At 69.0% G+C, this 22,501-nt stretch carries 19 protein-coding genes and 1 pseudogene; 9 read left to right on the forward strand and 11 right to left on the reverse strand.

Annotated elements, in window-relative coordinates; all coding sequences use genetic code 11:
• Positions 1 to 70 precede the first annotated feature (70 nt).
• From WKR98_RS22225 to WKR98_RS22250, 6 genes are read left to right on the forward strand one after another with little or no spacing between them, the layout of a single operon-like run.
• Complete coding sequence (locus tag WKR98_RS22225; RefSeq protein ID WP_341434689.1) at positions 71 to 1,069, forward strand: tripartite tricarboxylate transporter substrate binding protein; 999 nt, start codon at positions 71 to 73, stop codon at positions 1,067 to 1,069.
• A 38-nt stretch (positions 1,070 to 1,107) separates the two neighbouring features.
• On the forward strand, positions 1,108 to 3,018 hold the full coding sequence (locus tag WKR98_RS22230) for a thiamine pyrophosphate-binding protein (RefSeq protein ID WP_341434690.1): 1,911 nt from the start codon (positions 1,108 to 1,110) through the stop codon (positions 3,016 to 3,018).
• A gap of 9 nt (positions 3,019 to 3,027) precedes the next feature.
• The gene (locus WKR98_RS22235; protein WP_124690967.1) at positions 3,028 to 4,479 is read left to right on the forward strand and encodes an NAD-dependent succinate-semialdehyde dehydrogenase; all 1,452 of its coding nucleotides are present in this window, start codon (positions 3,028 to 3,030) and stop codon (positions 4,477 to 4,479) included.
• Positions 4,480 to 4,509: 30 nt separating this feature from the next.
• A complete protein-coding gene (locus WKR98_RS22240) occupies positions 4,510 to 6,231 on the forward strand; it encodes an IlvD/Edd family dehydratase (protein WP_341434691.1) in 1,722 nt (573 codons plus the stop codon).
• A gap of 22 nt (positions 6,232 to 6,253) precedes the next feature.
• Entirely contained in the window at positions 6,254 to 6,730 is a 477-nt protein-coding gene (locus tag WKR98_RS22245; RefSeq protein WP_124690969.1) for a CBS domain-containing protein, read from the forward strand.
• 52 nt (positions 6,731 to 6,782) lie between these two features.
• Positions 6,783 to 7,709 (forward strand): AraC family transcriptional regulator, encoded by a 927-nt coding sequence (locus tag WKR98_RS22250; RefSeq protein WP_124690970.1) that lies wholly within the window; start codon positions 6,783 to 6,785, stop codon positions 7,707 to 7,709.
• Positions 7,710 to 7,724: 15 nt separating this feature from the next.
• Here the strand turns inward: WKR98_RS22250 and WKR98_RS22255 are convergent, their stop codons facing one another.
• The 5 genes from WKR98_RS22255 to WKR98_RS22275 form a co-directional block, all read right to left on the reverse strand.
• Complete coding sequence (locus WKR98_RS22255; protein ID WP_124690971.1) at positions 7,725 to 8,168, reverse strand: barstar family protein; 444 nt, start codon at positions 8,166 to 8,168, stop codon at positions 7,725 to 7,727.
• Positions 8,169 to 8,171: 3 nt separating this feature from the next.
• On the reverse strand, positions 8,172 to 8,564 hold the full coding sequence (locus WKR98_RS22260) for a ribonuclease domain-containing protein (RefSeq protein ID WP_124690972.1): 393 nt from the start codon (positions 8,562 to 8,564) through the stop codon (positions 8,172 to 8,174).
• Between the two features lie 2 nt (positions 8,565 to 8,566).
• Positions 8,567 to 9,817 carry a patatin-like phospholipase family protein gene (locus WKR98_RS22265; RefSeq protein ID WP_124692471.1) on the reverse strand — a complete coding sequence of 417 codons (1,251 nt, stop codon included), beginning with the start codon at positions 9,815 to 9,817 and terminating at the stop codon, positions 8,567 to 8,569.
• Positions 9,798 to 12,119, reverse strand: coding sequence for an NADP-dependent malic enzyme (locus WKR98_RS22270; protein WP_124690973.1), 2,322 nt, complete (start codon positions 12,117 to 12,119; stop codon positions 9,798 to 9,800). Before WKR98_RS22270 ends, WKR98_RS22265 begins: the two co-directional genes overlap by 20 nt.
• A 70-nt stretch (positions 12,120 to 12,189) precedes the next feature.
• Positions 12,190 to 13,113, reverse strand: coding sequence for an FAD-binding protein (locus WKR98_RS22275; protein ID WP_341434692.1), 924 nt, complete (start codon positions 13,111 to 13,113; stop codon positions 12,190 to 12,192).
• A 272-nt stretch (positions 13,114 to 13,385) separates the two neighbouring features.
• On the opposite strand from WKR98_RS22275, the gene WKR98_RS22280 reads away from it, so the two are divergent.
• Entirely contained in the window at positions 13,386 to 14,543 is a 1,158-nt protein-coding gene (locus WKR98_RS22280) for a pyridoxal phosphate-dependent aminotransferase (RefSeq protein WP_341434693.1), read from the forward strand.
• 209 nt (positions 14,544 to 14,752) lie between these two features.
• On the opposite strand, the gene WKR98_RS22285 is transcribed toward WKR98_RS22280, so the two are convergent.
• Positions 14,753 to 15,688 (reverse strand): transglycosylase SLT domain-containing protein, encoded by a 936-nt coding sequence (locus tag WKR98_RS22285; RefSeq protein ID WP_341434694.1) that lies wholly within the window; start codon positions 15,686 to 15,688, stop codon positions 14,753 to 14,755.
• A gap of 631 nt (positions 15,689 to 16,319) precedes the next feature.
• On the opposite strand from WKR98_RS22285, the gene ubiD reads away from it, so the two are divergent.
• Complete coding sequence (gene ubiD, locus WKR98_RS22290) at positions 16,320 to 17,873, forward strand: 4-hydroxy-3-polyprenylbenzoate decarboxylase (protein WP_341434695.1); 1,554 nt, start codon at positions 16,320 to 16,322, stop codon at positions 17,871 to 17,873.
• Positions 17,874 to 17,896: 23 nt separating this feature from the next.
• Here the strand turns inward: ubiD and WKR98_RS22295 are convergent, their stop codons facing one another.
• The 5 genes from WKR98_RS22295 to WKR98_RS22315 form a co-directional block, all read right to left on the reverse strand.
• Positions 17,897 to 18,277: a hypothetical protein gene (locus tag WKR98_RS22295; RefSeq protein WP_124690979.1), complete on the reverse strand. Its 381-nt coding sequence runs from the start codon at positions 18,275 to 18,277 to the stop codon at positions 17,897 to 17,899.
• Positions 18,274 to 18,687: a phage holin family protein gene (locus tag WKR98_RS22300; RefSeq protein WP_161567912.1), complete on the reverse strand. Its 414-nt coding sequence runs from the start codon at positions 18,685 to 18,687 to the stop codon at positions 18,274 to 18,276. The genes WKR98_RS22295 and WKR98_RS22300 overlap by 4 nt, the downstream gene beginning before the upstream one ends.
• A gap of 10 nt (positions 18,688 to 18,697) precedes the next feature.
• Positions 18,698 to 19,009: a DUF883 family protein gene (locus WKR98_RS22305; RefSeq protein ID WP_124690981.1), complete on the reverse strand. Its 312-nt coding sequence runs from the start codon at positions 19,007 to 19,009 to the stop codon at positions 18,698 to 18,700.
• 130 nt (positions 19,010 to 19,139) lie between these two features.
• Positions 19,140 to 20,546, reverse strand: coding sequence for a D-alanyl-D-alanine carboxypeptidase/D-alanyl-D-alanine endopeptidase (gene dacB, locus WKR98_RS22310; protein WP_341434696.1), 1,407 nt, complete (start codon positions 20,544 to 20,546; stop codon positions 19,140 to 19,142).
• Positions 20,547 to 20,706: 160 nt separating this feature from the next.
• Entirely contained in the window at positions 20,707 to 22,293 is a 1,587-nt protein-coding gene (locus WKR98_RS22315; protein WP_341434697.1) for a methyl-accepting chemotaxis protein, read from the reverse strand.
• Between the two features lie 134 nt (positions 22,294 to 22,427).
• Here WKR98_RS22315 and WKR98_RS22320 point away from each other — a divergent pair.
• Positions 22,428 to 22,501: pseudogene (locus WKR98_RS22320) on the forward strand (zinc-binding alcohol dehydrogenase); the annotation flags it as partial.

The following is a 22,501-nucleotide window of genomic DNA, read 5'->3' on the forward strand; positions in this document are numbered from 1 at the left end:
TACCGCCCCTAGCCGCTACACGCCAACGACGCGGACGGTCCCGGCGGTCAAACAGAGGTAGGAGACGACCATGAACGTTCGCAGGCAGACAGCGAAGGGATGGCTGTGCGCCATCGGTATGTCGACCCTGGCCATCGCCCACGCGGCATCCGCCACGGCCGACGAGTTTCCGGACAAGCCCGTCGAGATGACCGTACCCTTTCCCGCCGGCTCGTCCGCCGACGTGGTCGCCCGTGTCCTGGCCGACGGCATGTCGCGCCAACTCGGCCAGCCCGTCACGGTCATGAACCGCCCCGGCGCCGGCAGCGCCATCGGCTACAAGTACGTGCAGGCCCGCAAGCCCGACGGCTACTCGATCGTCTTCAACTCCAACTCCATTTCCACCGCCTACTACCAGGGACTGGTGCCGTTCGACTACAAGGCCTTCGATCCCGTGGCCCGGGTCTCGGTCGAACTGCCCGTGGTGGCGGTGAAGGCCGACGCGCCGTGGAACTCGCTGCGCGATCTGGTCGCGGACGCGAAGAAGCGGCCCGGCGAAATCCGGCTCGGCAACTCCGGCTTCGGCAGCCACACCCATACCTCCGCGGTGGCCTTCTTCCACGAGACGCGGGCCGAAGTGACCCATGTCGCCTTCGGCGCATCCCAGGTGGTCACCAGCCTGATCGGCGGCCACATCGACGCGCTGGTTCAGCTTCCGGGCGCGCTGACCGCGCACGTGAAGGCCGGCACGCTGAAGGTCCTGGGCGTGATGGGCTCCAACCGGGAGCCGGCCTTCCCCCACGTCCCGACCGCGCGGGAACAGGGCTTCGACTTCCAGGCCGACATGTGGCGCGGCATCGCGGTGCCCAAGGGTACGCCGGCCCCCGTGGTGGCGCGGCTGGAAGCGGCCGTGCGCAAGGCCGTGGAAAGCGCCGAGTTCAAGACCCAGGGGGAAAAGCTGGGCTTCGTGCCGGCCTTCCAGTCGGCGCCGGATTTCGGCCACACCATCGCCACCGAGGACGTGCTGCTGGCCAAGCTGATGACCGACGTGGGCCTGCGCAAGACGCCGGAGCCGCAGGCGAAGTTCTGAACACTGGCCGCCTGGCGGCGGCCGCACGGGAGCACGACATGAATCAAACGGTGGATCTGCCCAGGACCGAGTTGCCGAACGCCGCGGGCATGCAGGCCCGCGCGGCCGCCATCGCCCGCGCCGGCGGCCTGCAGGAGGCGCTCGAACAAGGCCTCTTGAGCCGGCGCGTCTCGGTCTCGCTGTCGGAAGCCCTGGTGCTGGGGCTGCTGCGGCAGGGCGTATGCAAGTACCTGGCGATCTTCGGCCACGGCTCCACCGACCTGGGCGAGGTCCTGCGCGTCTACACCGAGGCCGGCGTGACGCGGGTCTTCAACTTCCGCAACGAGGTCGAGATGGCCCATGCCGGCACCGCGCTAGCCTGGATCCACGGCGAGACCTGCGCGGTCGTGACCTCCATCGGCCCCGGCGCGCTGCAGGCCATGGCGGGCTCGCTGGCGGCCGCCTCGAACGGCGTCGGGCTCTATCACATCTACGGCGACGAGACGACCCACGGCGAAGGCTACAACATGCAGCAGGTGCCCCGTCCCGTCCAGCATGTCTATGGGCAGATGACGGCCCTGATGGGGGACTCCTACGTGCTGCACACGCCCGAGGCGCTGCGCGATGCGCTGCGGCGCGGCACGCGGCGCGTCCATCATCCCTTCAAACCGGGCCCCTTCTACCTCCTGCTGCCGGTGAACACCCAGCCGCGGCGCATCGAGCAGCTCAACCTGGCGGCCCTGCCCGAGCGCCTGCGGGTGGCGCGGCAGGCGGTGGCCGACCCCGAGGCGATCGAGGAAGCCGCGGTGCTGCTGCGCAAGTACGACCGCATCGTCGTCAAGGCGGGCGGCGGCGCGCGGGCCCATGCGGCGGCGGTGCGCCGGCTGGTGGAGGCCACCGGCGCGGTCGCCGTGCTGTCTCCCGGCTCGACCGGCGTGCTGCCCGATGCCCATCCGCAGAACATGCACGTGGGCGGATCGAAAGGCTCGATCAGCGGCAACCATGCGATGGAACGCGCCGAGCTGCTGGTGGTGATCGGCTCGCGCGCGGTGTGCCAGTCGGACTGCTCGGGCACCGGCTATCCCCGTGCGCGCGACGTGATCAACATCAACGGCGACCTGGACGACGTGGCGCACTACAACCGCACGCTGGGGCTGCATGGCGACATCGGCGCCGTGCTGGACCAGTTGCTGTCGGCGCTGGTGGTCGTGCGCGACACCTCGCTCGGCCGGCAGGGCTGGCTGGACGAATGCGCCGCCGCCAAGCGCGCCTGGAAGGATTTCCTGGCGTCGCGGCAAAACCTGGGTGGGCTTCACGACGAGGTCTGGAACGGCATCGTGCTGACCCAGCCCGAGGCGATCAAGATCGTCGCCGACTTCGCCGGCGACATCGACGCCGTCAAGCTGTTCGACGCCGGCGACGTGCAGGCCAATGGCTTCCAGACGGTCGAGGACGACACGCCCTTCCGGACCTACACGGAGTCGGGCGCCTCGTACATGGGCTTCGCCACCTGCGCCGTGGTGGCCTCGGGCCTGGCGGCCCGGCCGCGCTATGCCGTCGCGTTCACCGGCGACGGCTCGTTCATGATGAATCCGCAAGCGCTGATCAGCGCGGTCGAGCACGGCGCCAACGGCATGATCGTGATCTTCGACAACCGGCGGATGGCGGCGATCTCCAGCCTGCAGCACGCGCAGTACGGCGTCGACTTCCGCACCAACGACGGCGTGGCGGTGGACTACGTGGCGATGGCCCTGGCCGTGCGCGGCGTCAAGGCCGTCTGGGGCGGCCATACCGCCAGGAGCCTGCAGCAGGCGCTGCGCGAGGCGCATGCCCATCCGGGGCTGTCGGTCGTGCACGTGCCGGTCTATGCCGGCAGCGACGAACGCGGCGGGCTGGGGGCCTACGGTTCGTGGAACGTCGGCAACTGGTGCGAGCAAGTGCAACAGCGCTATCTATCCATGGACATCTGAGGAACAGACGTGAAGCGCGAACAATTCGGCCTTTACCAGGAATACGGCCTCTACATCGACGGCGAGTGGCTGGCGGCGCGCGACCTGGCCGCGCGCGAGGTGTTCGACCCCGCCACGGAGGAGATCATCGGCTTCGTGCCTGTCGCGACGCCCGCCGACCTCGACGCCGCGCTGGCGAGCGCGCGGGAGGGGCTGGCGCGGTGGCGCCAGGAATCGCCCTGGGCCCGCAGCGCGGCCCTGCGGCGCGCGGCGGACCTGATCCGCGCGCGCGAGGAAGCCATCGCCCGGCTGATGGCCCGGGAAACCGGCAAACCGCTGGCCGAGGCCCGGGGCGAGACCCAGGCGGCGGCCGACCAGTTCGAGTGGTACGCCGAGGAGACCAAGCGCATCTACGGCCAGACCATCGAGGGGCGCACGCCGGACGTCAGGATGACGGTCCGCTTTGACCCCGTTGGCGTGGTGGCGGCTTTCTCGGCCTGGAATTTCCCCGCGCTGCTGCCTGCGCGCAAGCTGGCCGCCGCGCTGGCCGCCGGCTGCTCGGTGGTGATCAAGCCAGCCAGCGAGGCGCCAGGCTCGTGTATGGCCCTGGTGCAGGCCTGCCACGATGCGGGCGTGGCGCGCGGCGCGATCAACCTCGTCACGGGGGACTCGGGATCGATCTCTAAGCACCTGATCGAATCGCCGCTGGTGCGCAAGGTGTCGCTGACGGGTTCGGTCGACGTGGGACGCCGCCTGCTGGGCTACGCCGCCGCCGGCATCAAGAAGGTCTCGATGGAACTGGGCGGCCATGCGCCGGCGCTGGTGTTCGAGGACGCCGATCCGGTCGCCGCCGCCACGGCGCTGGCCCGAGCCAAGTTCCGCAATTGCGGCCAGGTCTGCATCTCGCCGTCGCGCTTCTTCGTGCACGAGGCCATCTATCCTGCCTTCTGCGACGCCTTCGCCGACGTGGCGCGGTCGCTCAGGCCCGGATCGGCCGCCGACAGCGACATGGGGCCGCTGGCCAACGCGCGCGGCCTGGCGCACGCCCAATCGCTGGTGGACGACGCGCTGGCCCGCGGCGCACGCCTGCTGGCGGGCGGCAAGCGGCCCGCCGCCCTGCCGCGCGGCTACTTCTTCGAACCCACGGTGCTGGCCGACGTCCCGGCCGACGCGGCTATCATGAACGAGGAACCCTTCGTGCCCGTGGCGCCGCTGACGCCCTTCTCGCGCTTCGAGGACGCGATCGCGCGCGCCAACGCCCTGCCCTTCGGACTGGCCGGCTATGTGTTCTCCAACGCGCTCGGTACCGCCACGCGCGCGGCCGAGGCGCTGGAGTGCGGCATGGTCGGCATCAACGAAGTGCTGCTGGCCTGCGCCGAAGCGCCCTTCGGTGGCATCAAGGAAAGCGGCATGGGCCGGGAAGGCGGCTCGCTGGGCATCCACGACTACCTGCAACCCAAGTTGATCCGCGCGCGCCTCTGACCGCCGCGCCCCCCCCGACAGGACCAAGACATGGAAGAACAACAGGAACACGGACTGGCGCGCGGCCTGACCAACTACGGCGACTTCGGCTTCGCCATGTACCTGCGCCGGTCCTTCGCCAAGTCGATGGGCTACTCCACCGAGATGCTCAGGCGGCCGGTGGTGGGCATCGCCTCGAGCGGCTCGGGCTTCAACAACTGCCATCGCGGCATGCCCGAGCTGGTGGAGGCGGTCAAGCGCGGCGTGCTCGCGGCGGGCGGCCTGCCGATCGACTTTCCCACCATTTCGCTGGGAGAGGTGTTCCTGAGCCCGACCTCGCTGATGTTCCGCAACCTGATGAGCATGGACGTGGAAGAGATGGTGCGCGCCCAGCCCATGGACTCGGTGGTGCTGATCGGCGGCTGCGACAAGACCGTGCCCGCCCAGTTGATGGGCGCGGCGGCGGCCGACGTGCCCGCGGTGCAACTGGTGACCGGTCCCATGATGACCGGCCGCCACAAGGGCGAGAAGCTGGGCGCCTGCACCGACTGCCGTCGCTTCTGGGCCCGCTACCGGGCGGGCGACATCGCCGGCCAGGAAATCGGTCAGGTCGAAGGCCGGCTGGCCACCACCGCCGGCACCTGCGCGGTCATGGGCACCGCCAGCACCATGGCCTGCATCGCCGAGGCGCTGGGCATGTCGCTGCCGGGCACCGCCGCCATTCCCGCCGTGCACGCGGACCGGCTGCGCGCCGCCGAAGCCAGCGGCGCGCTGGCCGTCCGTCTCATCCACCAGCCGATACGGCCAAGCCAGGTCATCACGCCCAAGTCGGTGGAGAACGCGGTGCGCGTGTTGCTCGCGCTGGGCGGCTCGACCAACGCGATCATCCACCTGACGGCCATCGCCGGCCGGCTGGGCATCCCCGTGTCGCTGGAGAAACTGAACGCGTGGTCCGACACCACGCCGGTGCTGGTCAACCTGAAACCCACCGGCGACCACTACATGGAGGACTTCTACGCCGCCGGCGGCCTGTCCGCCGTGCTGCGGGAACTGGCGTCCACCCTGCACCTGGACGCCCTGACCGTCACCGGCGAGACGCTGGGCGAGCGCCTGGAGGCCGAGCGCGGCGCCTGGGTGGACCATACCGTCGTCAAGCGCGCCAGCGATCCGGTCGAACCGATGGGCGGACTGGTGGCGCTGTTCGGCTCGCTGGCGCCGCGCGGCGCCATCCTGAAACGCTCGGCCGCCGACAAGACGCTGTTCGAACGGGAAGGCCGGGCGGTCGTCTTCGCATCGCTGGAGGACTTGTCGCGCCGCATCGACGATCCCGACCTGGACGTAGAGGCCGACGACTTCCTGGTGCTGCAGAACGCCGGCCCCACCAGTGGCAGCGGCATGCCCGAGGCCGGCTACCTGCCCATCCCGAAGAAACTGGCGGCGCGCGGCGTCAAGGACATGGTCCGCATCTCGGACGCCCGCATGAGCGGGACCGCCTACGGCACCATCGTGCTTCACGTCGCGCCCGAAGCCGCCGCGGGCGGCCCCATCGGATTGATCCGCGACGGCGACCGCATACGCCTGAGCGTCAGGGACCGCCGCATCGACCTGCTGGTGCCCGAGGCCGAACTGGCGCGGCGGCGCGCCGAATCGCCAGCCGCGCCGCCGCGGGCCGAACGCGGCTATGCCCGCCTCTACCAGCAGCACGTGCTGCAGGCCGACGGCGGCTGCGATTTCGATTTCCTGCTTGGCACGCCGCCCGGGCCAAGACCGTGAAGATGCTCCAGGGAGACACACGATGCGCGTCAGCGACATACTCAGGATCCAGGACAAGGCGCTGTACACCGTCGCGCCGGACACGCCCCTGTCCGAATGCGTCATCACCATGGCCGACCAGGACATCGGCTCGCTGGTCGTCATGGACCGCCACATCCTGGCGGGCCTGCTGACCTTCAGCGAAGTGATCCGCGTGCTGGCCCGGCGCCAGAAGGAACTGCGGCAGGGGCCCACCCCGCCCGTGGCCGAGCTGCGGGTGTCGCACGTGATGAATCCCGAGCCCATCGTCGCCCAGCCCGACATGGACCTGCACGTGCTGCGCTCGCTGATGGTGTCGCATCACCAGTCCTACATCCCGGTGGTGGCCCGAGGCTTGCTGCAAGGCGTGGTTTCGTTCCATGATGTCGCCAAAGCGGTCCATGAACAGCAGAGCTTCGAGAACCGCATGCTGATGTCCTACATCGGCGACTGGCCGGCTCCGGAACACGCCATCAGATAAGGCCACGGCCTCGCCAGCGTCGCTGGCACCACCATGGGAGACAGGAGGCGCCATGCACAGCGACGCCGTGGGCATCCGGGTCGACGACCCGTCGATCAAGACTTACCGCATGGTCGAGCGGTCCGAACGGCTGGACTTCGACATCCGGGACCACACGGTCCGGCCCGCGGTCTCCACGCCGCACCGCCACGAGTTCTTCCAGATCCAGGTCAATGCCACGGGCGGCGCCAGCCAGGTCATCAGCGGCCAGCGCCGCCAGTATCGCGCGCGGTCGCTGATCTTCGTGCTGCCCTACCGGGTGCACTGCGCCTACAACCCCTGCGAGCCCAGCTACACCATCATCAACTTCGCCACCAATTTCCTGCGGCGCGACTTCGACCTGTCGCCGCTGGAAATGGAAGAGGTCTCGCTAACGGACTACCCCGAACTGGCCCCCTTCCTGTACGAAGGGCACATCGACTTCGAATTCGATGACCAGGAGTTCGCCCACATCCAGGGCTTGCTGCGCCACATGACCGCGCTCAACCACCGGCGCCGGCTCGGCACGCTGGAACGCATACGCGGCACGCTGCTGGAATTGATCGGCTTCACCACCGAACGCTTCGAAGCGGAATTGCGCGGCCTGACCGAACGGCGCATCTATCTTCAGGGCCGCACCGACGCCCTGAAACGGGCGATACGCCACATCGACGAGAACCTGGACAAGCCGCTTTCCCTGTACAGTGTGGCCGAGGCGGCGTTCCTGTCGCCCAACTACCTGTCGCAGCTGTTGAAGAAGCACACGGGGCTGGCCTTCGTCGACTGGGTGACGGTCAAGCGGATGGACCGCGCCCAGGACCTGCTTGCCCACAGCGAAGACCGCATTTTCGAAATAGCCAATGCCGTCGGCTTCAGCGACGAGGCGTATTTCACCCGCCGCTTTCATCAGCGCTTCGGCCTGTCTCCCTCGGAGTACCGGCGCCGCGTCCGGCAGGGATAGGGGAAGCGCCGGGACTCAGGCGGAATGGGTGCGGCCTGGCTCGGCGGCGCCGTCGGCCTTGTCCAGGACGAAGGTGAAAGCCTTGCCGTTCTCGCGCGCGAACTCGACCACGTCCTCGCCCACCTGGGCAATGGCCGCCGCATGCTCGGACAGGCCGGGATCGTCCTGGTGCAACTGCCAGAGCGCCAGCACCATGCCGGCCGGCTGATCGAGCACCGTATCGCACAGGCAGTCGTACAGGGCGTCGAGGTTGCCGCCGAAATGCTCGGGGAAATCGACCGCGTTGGCGATCGCCCGCAACACGGCGGACTTGCTCTTGGCACGCGAACAGTCAACCTCGTAGACGGCCAGCTTCAAGTGCCGCGCGGCCTGGAGCAAGGCCTTCACGTCGAGGTCCGGGTCGGCCAGGGCGCCGCCGGTCTTGAGGCATTCGTTCAGGTTTCTCGCATTCGAGGACATGGATCACTCCTGGATGCGCCGGAACGACGCGTAGTGATCGGCGGTATACCAGTATTCTCCACTGGTGGCGGGGTTGCCCGTATCGCCCTTGCCGGCGACGATGCGCCGGGCGCCGCGATTGCGCGCACCGGGCGTAGGCACGGTGTACTCGGTATAGTACCCACGCGCCCGCACGGGCAAAAGGCGTTCGCGGTTATAAAACGTCACGCCATCGCGGGCATGCCGGAACGGCCCGCCCTGCTGGATCTGCGCCAGCACCTGGCGCGCCTCGGGCGGCAGGTCGCGCGCATCGACCGTGCCGGGCGCGGGCCCCCGGGCCCAGGCGCCGGCTCCCAGCACCAGCCACAGCAGCGCGATCGCGAATCCGCGCAGGAAACGGCCTAGAGTCGAAGACATCGCTATTCCTCGTCGGTACGGAAGAAAGCCAGCACCTCGTCGCTGCGAATGAGCGTATCGCCAAACCCCAGGGCGATCAACTCGCGTGTGTAGCCGGGTTCGAACAGCAGGTAGGACGCCAGCGACGCGCCGGTCAGCGCCTCGGAACCGGACGAGACGCCCATGCCCCGCATCAGCCTGCGCATCGCCGGAGGCAGGCTGTCCAGGTGGCGGCCGGCGATCTCGTCCAGGCGCTGGCTGGGTGATATCGATAGCACGCGTATGGGGCGCAGCGTCCCGCTCCAGCGCTCCTGGGCCGGCAGCCGCGACAGGGTCTGGTTGATGCGCTGGATGCGCTCGATGTCGGCGTCCAGGCTGTCCAGGAAGATGTTGGACAAGGCATGGCCGCCGATCTGGGCCAGCGTCGGGTAGGTGGGCGCTCCGGTCCGGCGCCGGGGATCCGCCTCGGAATGGCCGCCGCTGATGATCAGCACGCGGCCGGCGCCCAGGTGGATCGCGGGACTGATGGGAGCGAGCTGGCGCATGGAGCCGTCGCCGCACCACTCGGGCTCGCCGTGCACCAGCAGCCGGCGCGCCGGGAACACGAACGGGATCGCGCTGGACGCCAGCAGGTGCTCGACGCCGATCTCGGCCCGCACCGCCACGCGCAGCGAGCGGCGCCACGGCTCGATCTCGTAGGCCGACTGGTAGAAGGTGATGTGCTGGCCCGAGGTGTAGCCGGTGGCGGCGATGGCCAGCGCCTGGACCACGCCGTCGGCCAGGTTGGCGTCCAGCCGGCCGAAGTCCAGTACGCCGCGCAGCAGTTCTCCCAAGGGCTGGTTGTCCAGCAGCGCGGGCTGCTTGCTCCGGCCCACGCGGGCCATCATCAGCGCGAACGACAACATGGACAGCCAGCTTCCCCCGCCGCGCACGGTGTGCAGCGCATCGGTCCGGTAGACCTGGGCGGCGTGGAAATTCTCCCAGACGTCCAGCATGTGCTCGATCGTCTGCGGCAGGTGATGGGCGCCGCAGGCCAGCACGGCGGCATTGATGGCGCCGGCCGAGGTGCCGCACAGGACGTGGAAGGGATTGGCGTGCAGGCCGCCGGGCCGCTCGCCCAGGATGCGGACGATGGCCTTGAGCACGCCTACCTGGTAGGCGGCGCGGGCGCCGCCGCCGGCAAGCACGAGGCCGGTGCATGCGGGCCGCAGCACCGGCACGGTGGGGGCCGCGCGCGCGGCCCCCGCGGCGGGATCAACGTCCGCCGCTGCCATCCAGGCGCGAGGCGTTGGCATCCATGACCGTCAGCGCGGTCATGTTGATGATGCGGCGTACCGTCGAACTGGCGGTCAGGATGTTGACCGGGGCCTTGCAGCCGAGCAGGATGGGGCCGATGGCCACGTTGTTGCCGGCCGCCGTCTTCAGCAGGTTGTAGGCGATGTTGGCCGACTCGATGGTGGGGCACACCAGCAGGTTGGCTTCGCCCCTGAGCGTGCTGTCGGGCATGATGCGGTTGCGGACCGCTTCGTCGATGGCGCAGTCGCCGTGCATCTCGCCATCCACTTCCAGCCACGGCGCGCGTTCCTGGATCAGCGCCAGGGCCTGGCGCATCTTGACCGCCGACGGCGAATCGCTGGAACCGAAGTTCGAATGCGACAGCAGCGCGGCCTTGGGCTCGACGCCCAGGCGCTTCATTTCCTCGGCCGCCATGATGGTGATCTCGGCCAGCTGGTCGGCGTCCGGATTCTCGTTCACGTGCGTGTCGACCAGCACCACGGTGCGTTGCGGCAGCACCAGGAAGTTCATCGCGGCGTAGACCTTGGCGCTGGGATTGCGGCCGATGACCTCGTCGATGAACTGCAGGTGGTTGACGTAAGGGCCGACCGTACCGCAGATCATGCCGTCGGCATCGCCCTGGTGGACCATCATCGCGCCGATCAGCGTCAGGCGCCGGCGCATCTCGATCTTCGCGTATTCCTTGGTGATGCCCTTGCGCTTGGTCATGTCCCAGTAGGTCTGGGAATAGTTGCGGTGGCGTTCGTCGAATTCGGTGTTCGTGACCTCGACGTCCTGCCCGAGGCGCATGCGCAGGCCGAGCTTCTCGATGCGCTTGGCCAGCACCGCCGGACGGCCGACCAGGATGGGCCGGGCCAGGCCGTCGTCCACCACCGCCTGCACCGCGCGCAGCACGCGCTCGTCCTCGCCCTCGGTGTAGACGATGCGGGCCTTGCCGCCCTCGCGCACCGTGCGGCGCGCCGCGCCGTACAGGGGGCGCATGAAGGCGCCGGAGTGATAGACGAACTGCTGCAGCTGCTCGACATAGGCGTCCATGTCGGCGATCGGCCGCGTGGCCACGCCCGAGTCCATGGCCGCGCGCGCCACGGCGGGCGCGATGCGCACGATCAGGCGCGGATCGAAGGGCTTGGGAATCAGGTATTCCGGACCGAACGCGAGATCGGACACGTCATAGGCTGCGGCGACGATCTCGCTCTGCTCCTGGCGCGCCAGTTCAGCGATCGCGTGGACCGTGGCGATTTCCATCTCGCGCGTGATGGTGGTCGCACCCACGTCCAGGGCGCCCCGGAAAATGTACGGGAAGCACAGTACGTTGTTGACCTGGTTCGGATAGTCCGAACGGCCGGTAGCGATGACGGCGTCGTCGCGCACCGACTTCACGATCTCGGGCAGGATTTCCGGCGTGGGGTTGGCCAGCGCCAGGATCAGCGGCCGCTTGGCCATGGCCGCCACCATCTCGGGCTTGAGCACGCCGCCGGCGGACAGGCCCAGGAAGACGTCGGCGCCTTCGATCACCTCGCTCAGCGTGCGCTTGTCGGTTTCCTGCGAGAAACGTTCCTTGTCGGGATCCATCAGCGTGGTGCGGCCCTTCCAGACCACGCCCTCGATGTCGGTCACCCAGACGTTGGCGAGCGGCAGGCCCAGGTCGACCAGCAGGTTCAGGCAGGCCAGCGCCGCGGCGCCCGCGCCCGACGCCACCAGCTTGACCTCGTCGATCTTCTTGCCGACCACGGCCAGGCCGTTCAGCACGGCGGCCGCCACGGTAATGGCCGTGCCGTGCTGGTCGTCGTGGAACACCGGGATGTTCATGCGCTGGCGGGCCTTGCGTTCGACCGCGAAGCACTCCGGCGCCTTGATGTCTTCCAGATTGATGCCGCCGAAGGTCGGCTCGAGCGCCGCGATGATGTCGACCAGCTTGTCGGGGTCGGTCTCGTTGACCTCGATGTCGAACACGTCGATGCCCGCGAACTTCTTGAACAGGACCGCCTTGCCTTCCATGACCGGCTTGGACGCCAGCGCGCCGATCGCCCCCAGGCCCAGCACCGCCGTGCCGTTGGAGATCACGCCGACAAGGTTGCCGCGCGCGGTGTAGCGGAACGCGGCCGCGGGGTCGTCGACGATGGCTTCGCACGCCGCCGCCACCCCCGGGGAATAGGCCAGAGCCAGGTCGCGCTGGTTGACGAGTTGCTTGGTCGGAGCAATGGAAATCTTGCCCGGACGGCCGTACTCGTGATATTCGAGGGCGGCCTTGCGCAGATTGGGGTCGAGGGGTTGAGCCATGGAAAAATAACGCCCGCAGGGCGGTCACACGAAGTTATGCGAGGTGCGGATTATCCGCTCCCCGCACGGGTTATACAACCGACGAGGGGAAAACACTCCCCGCGTCGAACGTGGCCTTGACCATGGCGTCGAGCCGGTCGGCCGGGGTTTCCCGGCCCGAAGCGCGGTCTTCGCGCTCCTGCACGGACAGCACCGGAGGCGATTCCCCGGCATCGCGCAAACGCAGCCGGAATCGTCCGGCCCAGGCCAGGGTGCCTTCGCTGCCCAGCAGGAAATGCGCGGGGTTGGGCACCGGCTCGCCGCCCGCGGCGGCGCGCGGCACGAGCGCGTCGATCCGGTAGCCGGCCGGCCAGACCGGCAGTTCCAGCATCGCGGCGACCGCCGAATCGGTGGCCAGTTGAAACAGGTCGGACACCAGGCGGCTGGCCGACGTGGAACGCAGGGGCTGGGTGGATTCGACCCCGAAAGGGCCCAATTGCTCGAACGCACCATCGGCCAGCAGCACCTGGGCGGCGTCCAGACCCGAGTCCCGGCAGCGGCCCGGCAGCCAGCCGCGGGTACGCAGCAGCCAGGCGCCGACCGGTTCGAGGTCGGCGCCCGCATGCCAGCGCCACGGCGTTCCCGCCAGCCGCTCGCGCAGCGCTCCCATGGAGCAGCCCGCCTGCACCACGATGGTGCCGGCACGTTCGTCGAAGGATTCGATCGCCGCCAGTTGCGAGGTGTCCAGCCGCAGCCAGCCGCGGTCGGCCGGCAGGGCCGCTTCGCGCGCGCCGGGCTGCACCAGCAGCACGCCGAACTCGCGGCACAGCGCGGCGGCATGATAGACGTCCTCTTCCCGGGCCACGATCAGGCGCCCGCGCCCGGGGGCATCGGCCTGCGGCGTCTCGTCGCTGACCTGGCCACGGGCCATGCGCGCCAGGCGCTGGCAGAAGGCCGGCCAGGGCGCGTCCGACAGCATGCGGGGCAGGAAAAAGGCGCGGCGGCCGGGTTTCATGACAGGGACTCCGCGCCGGAAGCCGGCCCGGGAGGGAGGCCGAGCCGGCCTTCGGGCCAGGACGGCGGGAAGGTACGGCCGGAGATGGAACGTAACGAAACAAGCGGTGCCATGCCGTCCATTGTAACGGCGCGGGCGCGCGGACGGCCATCCGCCCCCTGCCTGCGGCGGGGCGTATCATGGACGGCATGGAGCCCCCATCGGCGCCGCGTCCGCGACGGCGCCGCCCACCCACCACCCGCCGTCCGACCACCACCCGCCGTCCGACCACCATGCTGCGCCTCTCCCCCCGCATCGCCCGCATCGCTCCCTTCTACGCCATGGAGGTCGTCAAGCAGGCGGCGGCCCTGCAGGCCCAGGGCCGCGACATCGTGCAGATGAGCATAGGCGAACCCGACTTCACCGCCGTCCCGGCCGTGGTCGAGGCGCTGGAACGCACCGCGCGCGAAGGACGGACCCAGTACACCGAGGCGGTCGGCATCGCCCCCCTGCGCGAGGCGATCGCCAGCTTCTACCAGACGCGCTTCGGCGTGGCCGTGGATCCGTCACGCATCATCGTCACCGCCGGCGCCTCGGGCGCGCTGCTCCTGGCCTGCACCGCCCTCGTCGATGCCGGCGCCCAGGTGCTGATGCCCGACCCCACCTATCCGGCCAACCGCCACATCGTGACCGCGGCCGGCGGCGAGCCCGTGCTGATCCCGGCCGGCCCCGGCGACCGCTTCCAGCTTGCGGCCGACCACATACGGCGCCACTGGACACCGCGCACCGCCGGCGTGATCGTGGCCTCGCCCGGCAACCCCACCGGAACCTCCATCGCGCCGGACGCGCTGGCCGAGCTGATCCGCGAGGTACGCGGCCGCCAGGGCTTCACCCTGGTCGACGAGATCTACCTGGGCCTGAGCTACGAAGGCAACCGCCGGTCGGCGCTGGCGCTGGCCGACGATCTCATCATCGTCAACAGCTTCTCGAAGTACTTCCACATGACCGGATGGCGCCTGGGCTGGCTGGTGGTGCCGCCGCAACTGGTCTCGGTGTTCGAGAAGCTCGCGCAGAACCTGGTCATCTGCCCGTCCACGCTGGCCCAGCACGCGGCGCTCGCGTGCTTCCAGCCCGAATCGCTCGACATCTTCGAGGCGCGCCGGGCAGCCTTCCGCCAGCGGCGCGACTACCTGTTGCCCGAGTTCGAACGCCTGGGCCTGACGGTCCCGGTCAAGCCCGACGGCGCCTTCTATATATATAGCGATGTGCGCGCGCATGCGGCCGACAGCGCGGCCTTCGCCACGCGCCTGCTGCACGAGGCCGGTGTGTGTGCGGTGCCGGGCCGCGACTTCGGAACCGCCGAGACCGCCTCCTACCTGCGTTTTTCCTACGCCACCGACCTGGCCCGGTTGCAGGAAGGCGTGGCGCGCATGGAGCGATTGCTCGGGTAACGCGCATGCTGGACGGCCTGCCGGGCTTCCCGACCATCGAGCGCGGAGGGATCCTGCAGGCAACGGCCTTGCTGATCGAGAAGGACAAGGTGGGGCGGCGATCTACGTCACGCGCAATCCGGACAAGCTGCGGCATCTGGATGCCGCATCCGGCAACCGGCCGGAAAGGCCGGCGGAAACGTCGCCCGGGCGCAGGCCCGGGGACGAGCCTACATGACGGCGGGAGAGCCGGGTTCGGTGCTCTTGACCGACACCGCTTCCGAGGACGGATCGGTGGGGATGGGCATAGGCTTGGCCGACGCCGAGCGCGCCGGCGTGGCCGGCGCGGTGCCCGGCAGTTCGGTGTTGACGCCCGCGGCCGAGGCCAGGCGGCGGCGTTCGGCCAGGACCCTGTCGCCGTACGGGCTGGTGCCATCGGGACCCACGCCCACGTACATGCGCAGGCCGGCCGTCAGCGAACCGCCACGCTCGATGTATTCCTTCAGGATCGACGCGCCGACACGGATGTTGGCCACCGGATTCCAGGCGGCCTGGCTACCGCCGAACGGCTCGAACCGCTCGGTGTGGACCCGGGTCAGGACCTGCATCAGGCCCTGGGCGCCGACATGGCTTTCGGCGAACGGATTGAAGCTGGACTCGATGGCGATGATCGCCAGGAGCAGCAGCGGATCCAGGCCCATTTCCTGTCCCACGCCATAGGCGGTGGAAACCAGCATGCGGGTAGCCTCGTTCGAGACCCGGTACTTGCGCGCGATATAGCGGCCCAGGGACTCGGACTGCACGGCCGACACCTTGGTCGCGTGCGGCTTCTGCGCCGGCTTGGCGGCATTACCCATCGAGCCCAGGAAAGACGTCGCCTGGGCATGCGGTTGTACGTTGTCGGCCACGGCCGCGACGGCGGCCGCCGCGGCAACGGCGGAGGCGACATCGACCTGGGCCGGCTCGGCCACGGGCGTCTCGACACCGTTGAACGCGGTGAATTGCGAAGCCTGGTCACGCAGACCAGGAACAGACCACACTACGGCGGCCATGGCGAGCACGGCCAGGCCTACATAACTATTGATGGAGCGGCACCAATCCGTGATTCCCGGTCGAGGCCGGGGGTCGGGCTGCTCCGTCGACGAGCTCGACTGCGCGTCGGGCATACTTACCTCCTTGCAACGGCGGGCCACAAAAAAACCGCATCCGGAAGCGATCGAGATACGACTCCGGACATCAAGGCCACAACCTGCTTGGCTGCACATCGCGCCGCAGTCAGGACGACTGGCGGCACACCTGCATGGTCGCTATCGCAGAGACAGCTCGGGACCATGCCTGTTTCGGGCAGAGGGCGCGTTCGCGCCGCTAAGAGAACTCCAGTATGGTGGGCGCCCGATGGCCCGTTAAGCAGCCCGGTGGTCTGGTCCGGCCCCGACTTGGGGGCGGCTGTCAGGACGACGGTACCGGGCACACGCTGAAAGTTGGCGGATTGTAGGAATGCGATTTGATGTGGTCAACCGTAAAAATTCACCATTCTGGTGCATCCGATAGACAATGGCGATCATTGGGATTTTCTATCGGTACCCATGCGACCGTATATGGAAAGATAGATAAAAGTAAGCATACACTATCGCCACGATCGAATCAGATTCAGAAACATATGTAAAATTTGTCCCGGACTTCATGTTTCACACCGCCACGGACCCCGATGACCTCATCCGTGCGTCAAACGCCGCAACCGCCACGGCGGGTTAAAGTGGCCCTTCCCCCGGCTTCCCCCATCAAGGTGCCCCGCCCGTGAAATACCGCGACCTCCGAGATTTCCTGCGCCAGCTCGAAGCGCGGGGCGAACTCAAGCGCATCTCGACCGCCGTGTCGACCCGCCTCGAGATCACCGAGATCTGCGACCGCGTATTGCGCGCAGGCGGACCGGCCCTGCTGTTCGAGAACGCCCGGCAACCCGGCCGCGAGCAAGCCGACATGCCGGTGCTGGCCAACCTGTTCGGCACCGCCCACCGGGTGGCGCTGGGCATGGGCGCGGAAGACGTGGGCGCCCTGCGCGACGTGGGCGAACTGCTGGCCTCGCTGCGCGAGCCCGAGCCGCCGCGCGGCCTGCGCGATGCGCTCGGCAAGGTGGCGATGCTGAAATCCGCCCTGTGGGACATGGCGCCGCGCGAAGTCCGGGCAGCGCCCTGCCAGGAGATCGTGCTCGAAGGCGACGACGTCGACCTCGGGCGCCTGCCCATCCAGCACTGCTGGCCCGGCGACGTCGCCCCGCTGCTGTCCTGGGGGCTGGTCGTCACGCGCGGACCGAATCGCAAGCGCCAGAACCTGGGCATCTATCGCCAGCAGCCCATCGGGCGCAACAAGCTCATCATGCGGTGGCTGTCGCACCGGGGTGGCGCGCTGGACTTCCGGGAACACATGCTGGCTCACCCCGGGCAGCCCTTCCCGGTCGCGGTCGCTCTGGGCGCCGATCCCGCCACCATTCTGGGCGCCGTCACGCCGGTGCCCGACGCCCTGTCCGAATACCAGTTCGCCGGCCTGCTGCGCGGCGGCCGCACCGAGGTGGTCCGCTGCCTGGGCAGCACGCTGTCCGTACCCGCCTCGGCCGAGATCGTGCTGGAGGGCCACCTGCTGCCGGCCTCCGATCCGCGCGCCATCGCCCCCACTCCCGCCCCCGACGTCGTGGCCCCGCCCGACAACGGCTACGAGATGGCGCTGGAAGGCCCCTATGGCGACCACACCGGGTACTACAACGAGCAGGACTGGTTCCCGGTCTTCACCGTCGACCGCATCACCATGCGGCGCGATCCCATCTACCACTCCACCTATACGGGCAAGCCGCCCGACGAACCCGCCGTCCTGGGCGTCGCCCTGAACGAGGTCTTCACGCCGCTGCTGCGCCGGCAACTGCCGGAAATCGTCGATTTCTACCTGCCGCCCGAAGGATGCAGCTACCGCCTGGCCATCGTCTCGATGCGCAAGCAGTACCCCGGGCACGCCAAGCGCGTGATGTTCGGCATCTGGAGCGTGCTGCGCCAGTTCATGTACACCAAGTTCATCGTGGTGGTGGACGAGGACATCGACGTGCGCAACTGGCAGGAGGTGGTCTGGGCCATCACGACGCGCATGGACCCCGTCCGCGATACCTTGCTGGCCGACCGCACCCCCATCGACTACCTGGACTTCGCATCGCCGGTCTCGGGCCTGGGCGGCAAGATGGGCCTGGACGCCACCAACAAGTGGCCGGGCGAGACCGATCGGGAATGGGGACGCCCCATCGTGATGGATGCGGACGTGAAGAAACGGGTGGACGGCCTGTGGCAGGAACTGGGGCTGCCGGGCTGAACCCGGCGGCCCCGGGGCCGGTACTAGCGCGGGTCGGGCCGGCTGCGGTCTTCCTTGATGGCCCGCCAGAGCTTGTAGGCCTGATAGGCGGCCACCGCGCCGCCGCCCAGCTTCAACAGACGGAAGACGCCGCCCAGCCGCACGCGGGCCAGCAGCATCGAAGCAGCGGACGATACGATCGGATAGCGCCGCAGGAAACGCCAGGCCTGCATGGCGGTCGCCATGCCGCGGCTGCCGCCCAGGCTGGGCAGGACCGACTTGAGCACCTGCCCCGGCGTGACGGCTTCCTTGATCTGGTGCAGGTGGGCCGCCAGCTCCATGCGCTCGATGGACGACCGGGCCAGCAGCAATTCCTTGCGGGCCTCGATGTCTCCCGCCTCGCGCGCCCTGCGACGGGCGCTCATCGCGGCCCCCGGCGGCTGTCGGGGTCGGACTCGGCCACCGCGGCGAGCATGTCGCGGTCGCGTTCGAGTTCGGCCAGAGTATCCTCGAACACCAGGGGTGCATGCACGGCCTGCCGGCGCACCATGACCAGCATGATGAGCCCGACCAGCAGATAGGCCGCCCCGACCAGCGCGATGGCCAGATGCCGGTATTCGGTATCCCAGAACACCACGACGATCAGGAACGAGAACATCATCAGGCCGAGCGTCAGGCACAGCAGGGCCGCCAGGGCGACCAGCACCATGCCCAGCAGGCGCGACTTTTCCTCGGCCAGTTCGATGGCGACGAGTTCGAGCCGGGTACGCAGGATGCCGATGGAAGTGGCAGCCAGCGCCCGGAGCGAACCCAGCAGATGCGGCGACGCGGACACGCTGCGCGTATCAGCGGCGGCTGTTGACCAGCAGGCCGGCCAGGAAGCCGACCGCCGCCGCCACGCCGATGGCGCGCCAGGGATTGTCGTGCACGAAGTCGTCGGTGGCGCGGGCGGCTGCCTTGCTGCGTTCCAGCATGGAGTCCTGGACGTCCAGGAGCTTTTCGCGCGCGCGCTTGAGGGAGGTCAGGGCGCTTTCGCGGAGTTCGACGGCGCGGTCACCGGTGCTGGAAGCGGCTTGCTTGAGCAGGTCTTCCGCGTCGTTCAGCACGACCTTGACGTCCGAGATGAGTTTTTCCTTGCCTGCGGTGCTGGTAGTCATCGTGTTGCGCTCCCTGCGTTGTTTTTACGATTGGACGATCCGATGATAGCAGTCGCCCCCGCATACCGGAACCCTTGCATCCGGAGGGCAGCATCGGGTAACACCTGCAACCCCGCGCTTGCATCCTGCATCAGTGGCCGGCCAGCCACGCGATAAGCTTGTCGTTGAAGCCGTTGGCTTGCTGCGCACGTTCGTCGTTGACCACGCTGACCACCAGGTAGCGGCGCCCGCTGGCCGCCAGCACGTAGCCGGCCAGGGCCCGCACGTCGCGCAGCGACCCGCTTTTCAGGTGCGCGAGCCCCGCCGCATCGGAGTCGCGCATGCGGCGGCGCACCGTTCCGTCCATGCCCGAAATGGCCAGCGAGGAAACGAACTCCGGCATGACCGGCGAACGCCACGCGGCGGCCAGGAGCCGCGCCAGGCTGTCGGCCGAGATCCGGCCGTCGCGGGACAGCCCCGAGCCGTTGTCCAGCACCAGCTCGGGCAGCGTCAGGCCCCGCGCGGCCAGGATCCCGTCCACCGCGCGATCGCCGCTGGCCACGGTGGCCGGGCCCGGCTCGTACGCGGCGCCCAGCGTCAACAGCAGCAGGCGGGCCATGACGTTGTTGCTCTGTTTGTTGATATGCCGCACGACCTCGGCCAGCGACGGCGAATCGTGGGTGGCGAACAGCACGGCATCGCCCGGCACGCCGCCCTCGCGTATCCGGCCCGCCAGGCTGCCGCCCATTTCCTGCCACAGCACGCGAAAGACCGCCTCGGCATGCCGCGGCTGGGACAGTGCCAGCCGGTACAGGCTGAACTCGCCGCAGCCCCCCGATACGGTTCCCGCCACGCGCAGCGACACGCCGGACGAGGTCAGGAACGGCTCGGTCTGCACCACGGGCGAACCGGGGCACGGATTGTCCGACCATTTCAGTCCGCCCTCGACCTTGACGCCGGGCAGGGCCGGGTCCAAGGTCACCCGCCAGTGCCTGCTGCGCAGGTCCGGGGTGAACAGCAGGCGCACCGCGCCGAAGCCCACCATCCAGGCGTCGGGACTGGCGTTGTAGGGCCGCGAGGGATCGCCGTCGAAGGCGCCGGGGTCGATCGCCACCGGCCCGAATACCGAGCGGTCCACGACCAGTTCCGGGATCCTGCGCACGCCGCGCACGCGCAGCTCGCGCAGCAGCTGCCAGAGGTCTTCCAGCTTGAAGAAGGGATCGCCGCTGGCGCGCAGGTACAGCGGACCGGACAGGACGCCGTCGGCCGAGATCGTGGTGCCCGGCTCCACCAGCAGCTGGGTGCGCCAGATATGCGCGGGCCCCAGGCTGTCCAGGGCGGCGAAGGTGGTCACCAGCTTCATGACCGAGGCGGGGTTGCGCGGCTGCCCGGCGTTGACCGAGACCATGCGCGGGCCATCGATCGGTTCGACCACCACCGACAGCGCGCTCTCGGGCAACCCCGTGGCGGCCCAGGCCGCCGACAATTCCGCGGGCAGGTCCTGCGCCCGCGCCATGGTGAATGCCAGGCAGGCGCACACCGCCGCCGCGGCCCGCATCCATACGCCGGGCCTGCCCCCGGCTCTTCCCGTCCCGCGCCGGCCCTCGGCCACGCCGGCTCGCGCGCCACTCTGCAACAACGCCTGCCCCCTTGTTCCCGTTCCGTGGTTCGAACAGGCTAGAGCATAACGGTTCCCGGCGCGGCCGCCGGCATGCCGCTCAATGATGGAGCGAGGCCTCGTAGCGCACCAGCAACTGGCGCATGTCGCCCACCGTGCCCTTGAGCGCCTCGGTGGCCTGGGCCAGCGAGGCGACCGAGGCGGAGGTGCGTTCCACTTCGCCCGAGATGCCTTCCATGCTGTCGGCGACTTCCTGCGACGCCGCCGACTGCTGCTGCAACATGCCGGAAATGTCGCGCGCCCGCTCCACCACCAGCGACGACGAATGGCGCACCCGTTCGAAGAAGCCGGCGCTTTCGCGGATCTGCTCGCCGCTGTATTGCACCGAGGCCACCGCGTCCTGCATGGAGGTCGAAGTCTCGGTGGCGAAGCGGGTGATGGCCTGGAGCGCGTGGCCGATGTCGCCCGTGCTGCCGGCCGTGCGGTCGGACAGGGTGCGCACTTCCTCGGCCACGACGCCGAAGCCGCGGCCGTTCTCGCCCGCGCGGGCGGCCTCGATGGCCGCGTTCAACGACAGCAGGCGGGTCTGGTTGGCGATCTCGCTGATGGCCTGGGTCACGCCGGAAATGGTCGAGACCAGGTCGTGCAGCGAGCCTATCTGTTCGTTGGTGCGGCCGACGGCCTTGGCCACGGAATCCGTGCCGCGCACCGAATCGCCGATCTTGGCCTCGGCCGTATCGACCTCGCTCAGGGCCGACTCGGACAAGGACAGGGCCGTGCCCGTATGCTGCGACGCTTCGCGGATGGCCACGCTCATCTGCTCGACCGCCGCCGCGATGCGGGTCAGGCGGTCGCGCTGCTCGTCGATGACCTGCCGGATCGCGGCGATCTCGCCGTTGACGCGGTCGGCGTTGCCATCCACCGCCTGCGCGACCTGCAGCACGTCGCACAGCGTGGAACGCAGGTGGATGCGGGTCGATTCGATACGCATGGGCAGGCCGCCCAGATCGAACTGATGACGACCTTCCACGGCCACCGACAGCATACCCTCGCCCATCGCGGCCAGCGTGCGGTCGACACGGCGCAGCGGCGCCCAGACCCGGTACCGCCACACCGCCGCGGCGGCACCCGCCACCGCGACCTGCCCCAGCATCCAGCCCCAGTGGGGCAGCAGCCAGGCACCCAGCGCCATGCCCAGCGACAGGACGGCCACGCCCGCGCCCCAGGGGGTGGGCGCGTGCCACCAGCGCGGACGCGGCGTGGCGGGGAATTTCACCTTGCCCGCCGACACGTCGGCATGCAGGGCCTGGGCGGACGCCACCTCGGCGCGGTCGGGCGCGCTGCGCACCGACATGTAGCCGACGTGCCTGCCGTTCTCGTACAGTGGCGTGACGTAGGCCTCGACCCAATAGAAGCCTCCATCCTTGCAGCGGTTCTTGACCATCGCCCGCCAGGGCTGGCCGCGCTTGATGGTCTGCCAGAGGTCGGCGAAGGCCTCGGGCGGCATATCGGGATGCCGGACGATGTTGTGGGGCTGGCCGATGAGTTCATCGCGCGAGAAGCCGCTGACTTCGATGAACGCGGGGTTCGCATAGGTGATGCGCCCCTTCAGGTCGGTGGTGGTCACCACGGGGCGGCTTTTCTCGACGAAGCGCTCGAGCGACGTGACGGGCAGATTCTTGCGCATGACTCTTGGTATGGACAACGACTCATGACGGTTGACGGCACCAAGGTCGCCGGACTTTAGGACTATTTGCCGATCGGCCCCGCGCCGCCCCACTACAATCCCGGATGATTCCCTCGAGAGCCTAGGAGCAGCCCATGAAGACCAAAGCCGCGATCGCCTGGAAGGCAGGCGCGCCCCTGACCATCGAAGAAGTGGACCTGGAAGGTCC

Source organism: Pigmentiphaga sp. YJ18 (assembly GCF_038066655.1).
Taxonomy (GTDB): Bacteria; Pseudomonadota; Gammaproteobacteria; order Burkholderiales; family Burkholderiaceae_B; genus Pigmentiphaga.

Bases quoted from the DNA above. Each gene is read 5' to 3' on its own strand.
- WKR98_RS22245 (WP_124690969.1), top strand. From the start codon at position 6,254: ATGCGCGTCAGCGACATACTCAGGATCCAGGACAAGGCGCTGTACACC.
- WKR98_RS22285 (WP_341434694.1), bottom strand. From the start codon at position 15,688: ATGCCCGACGCGCAGTCGAGCTCGTCGACGGAGCAGCCCGACCCCCGG.
- WKR98_RS22260 (WP_124690972.1), bottom strand. From the start codon at position 8,564: ATGTCTTCGACTCTAGGCCGTTTCCTGCGCGGATTCGCGATCGCGCTG.
- WKR98_RS22315 (WP_341434697.1), bottom strand. From the start codon at position 22,293: ATGCGCAAGAATCTGCCCGTCACGTCGCTCGAGCGCTTCGTCGAGAAA.
- WKR98_RS22225 (WP_341434689.1), top strand. From the start codon at position 71: ATGAACGTTCGCAGGCAGACAGCGAAGGGATGGCTGTGCGCCATCGGT.
- WKR98_RS22270 (WP_124690973.1), bottom strand. From the start codon at position 12,119: ATGGCTCAACCCCTCGACCCCAATCTGCGCAAGGCCGCCCTCGAATAT.
- WKR98_RS22265 (WP_124692471.1), bottom strand. From the start codon at position 9,817: ATGGCAGCGGCGGACGTTGATCCCGCCGCGGGGGCCGCGCGCGCGGCC.
- WKR98_RS22295 (WP_124690979.1), bottom strand. From the start codon at position 18,277: ATGAGCGCCCGTCGCAGGGCGCGCGAGGCGGGAGACATCGAGGCCCGC.
- WKR98_RS22240 (WP_341434691.1), top strand. From the start codon at position 4,510: ATGGAAGAACAACAGGAACACGGACTGGCGCGCGGCCTGACCAACTAC.
- WKR98_RS22250 (WP_124690970.1), top strand. From the start codon at position 6,783: ATGCACAGCGACGCCGTGGGCATCCGGGTCGACGACCCGTCGATCAAG.
- WKR98_RS22255 (WP_124690971.1), bottom strand. From the start codon at position 8,168: ATGTCCTCGAATGCGAGAAACCTGAACGAATGCCTCAAGACCGGCGGC.
- WKR98_RS22275 (WP_341434692.1), bottom strand. From the start codon at position 13,113: ATGAAACCCGGCCGCCGCGCCTTTTTCCTGCCCCGCATGCTGTCGGAC.
- WKR98_RS22280 (WP_341434693.1), top strand. From the start codon at position 13,386: ATGCTGCGCCTCTCCCCCCGCATCGCCCGCATCGCTCCCTTCTACGCC.
- WKR98_RS22230 (WP_341434690.1), top strand. From the start codon at position 1,108: ATGAATCAAACGGTGGATCTGCCCAGGACCGAGTTGCCGAACGCCGCG.
- dacB (WP_341434696.1), bottom strand. From the start codon at position 20,546: ATGCGGGCCGCGGCGGCGGTGTGCGCCTGCCTGGCATTCACCATGGCG.
- WKR98_RS22305 (WP_124690981.1), bottom strand. From the start codon at position 19,009: ATGACTACCAGCACCGCAGGCAAGGAAAAACTCATCTCGGACGTCAAG.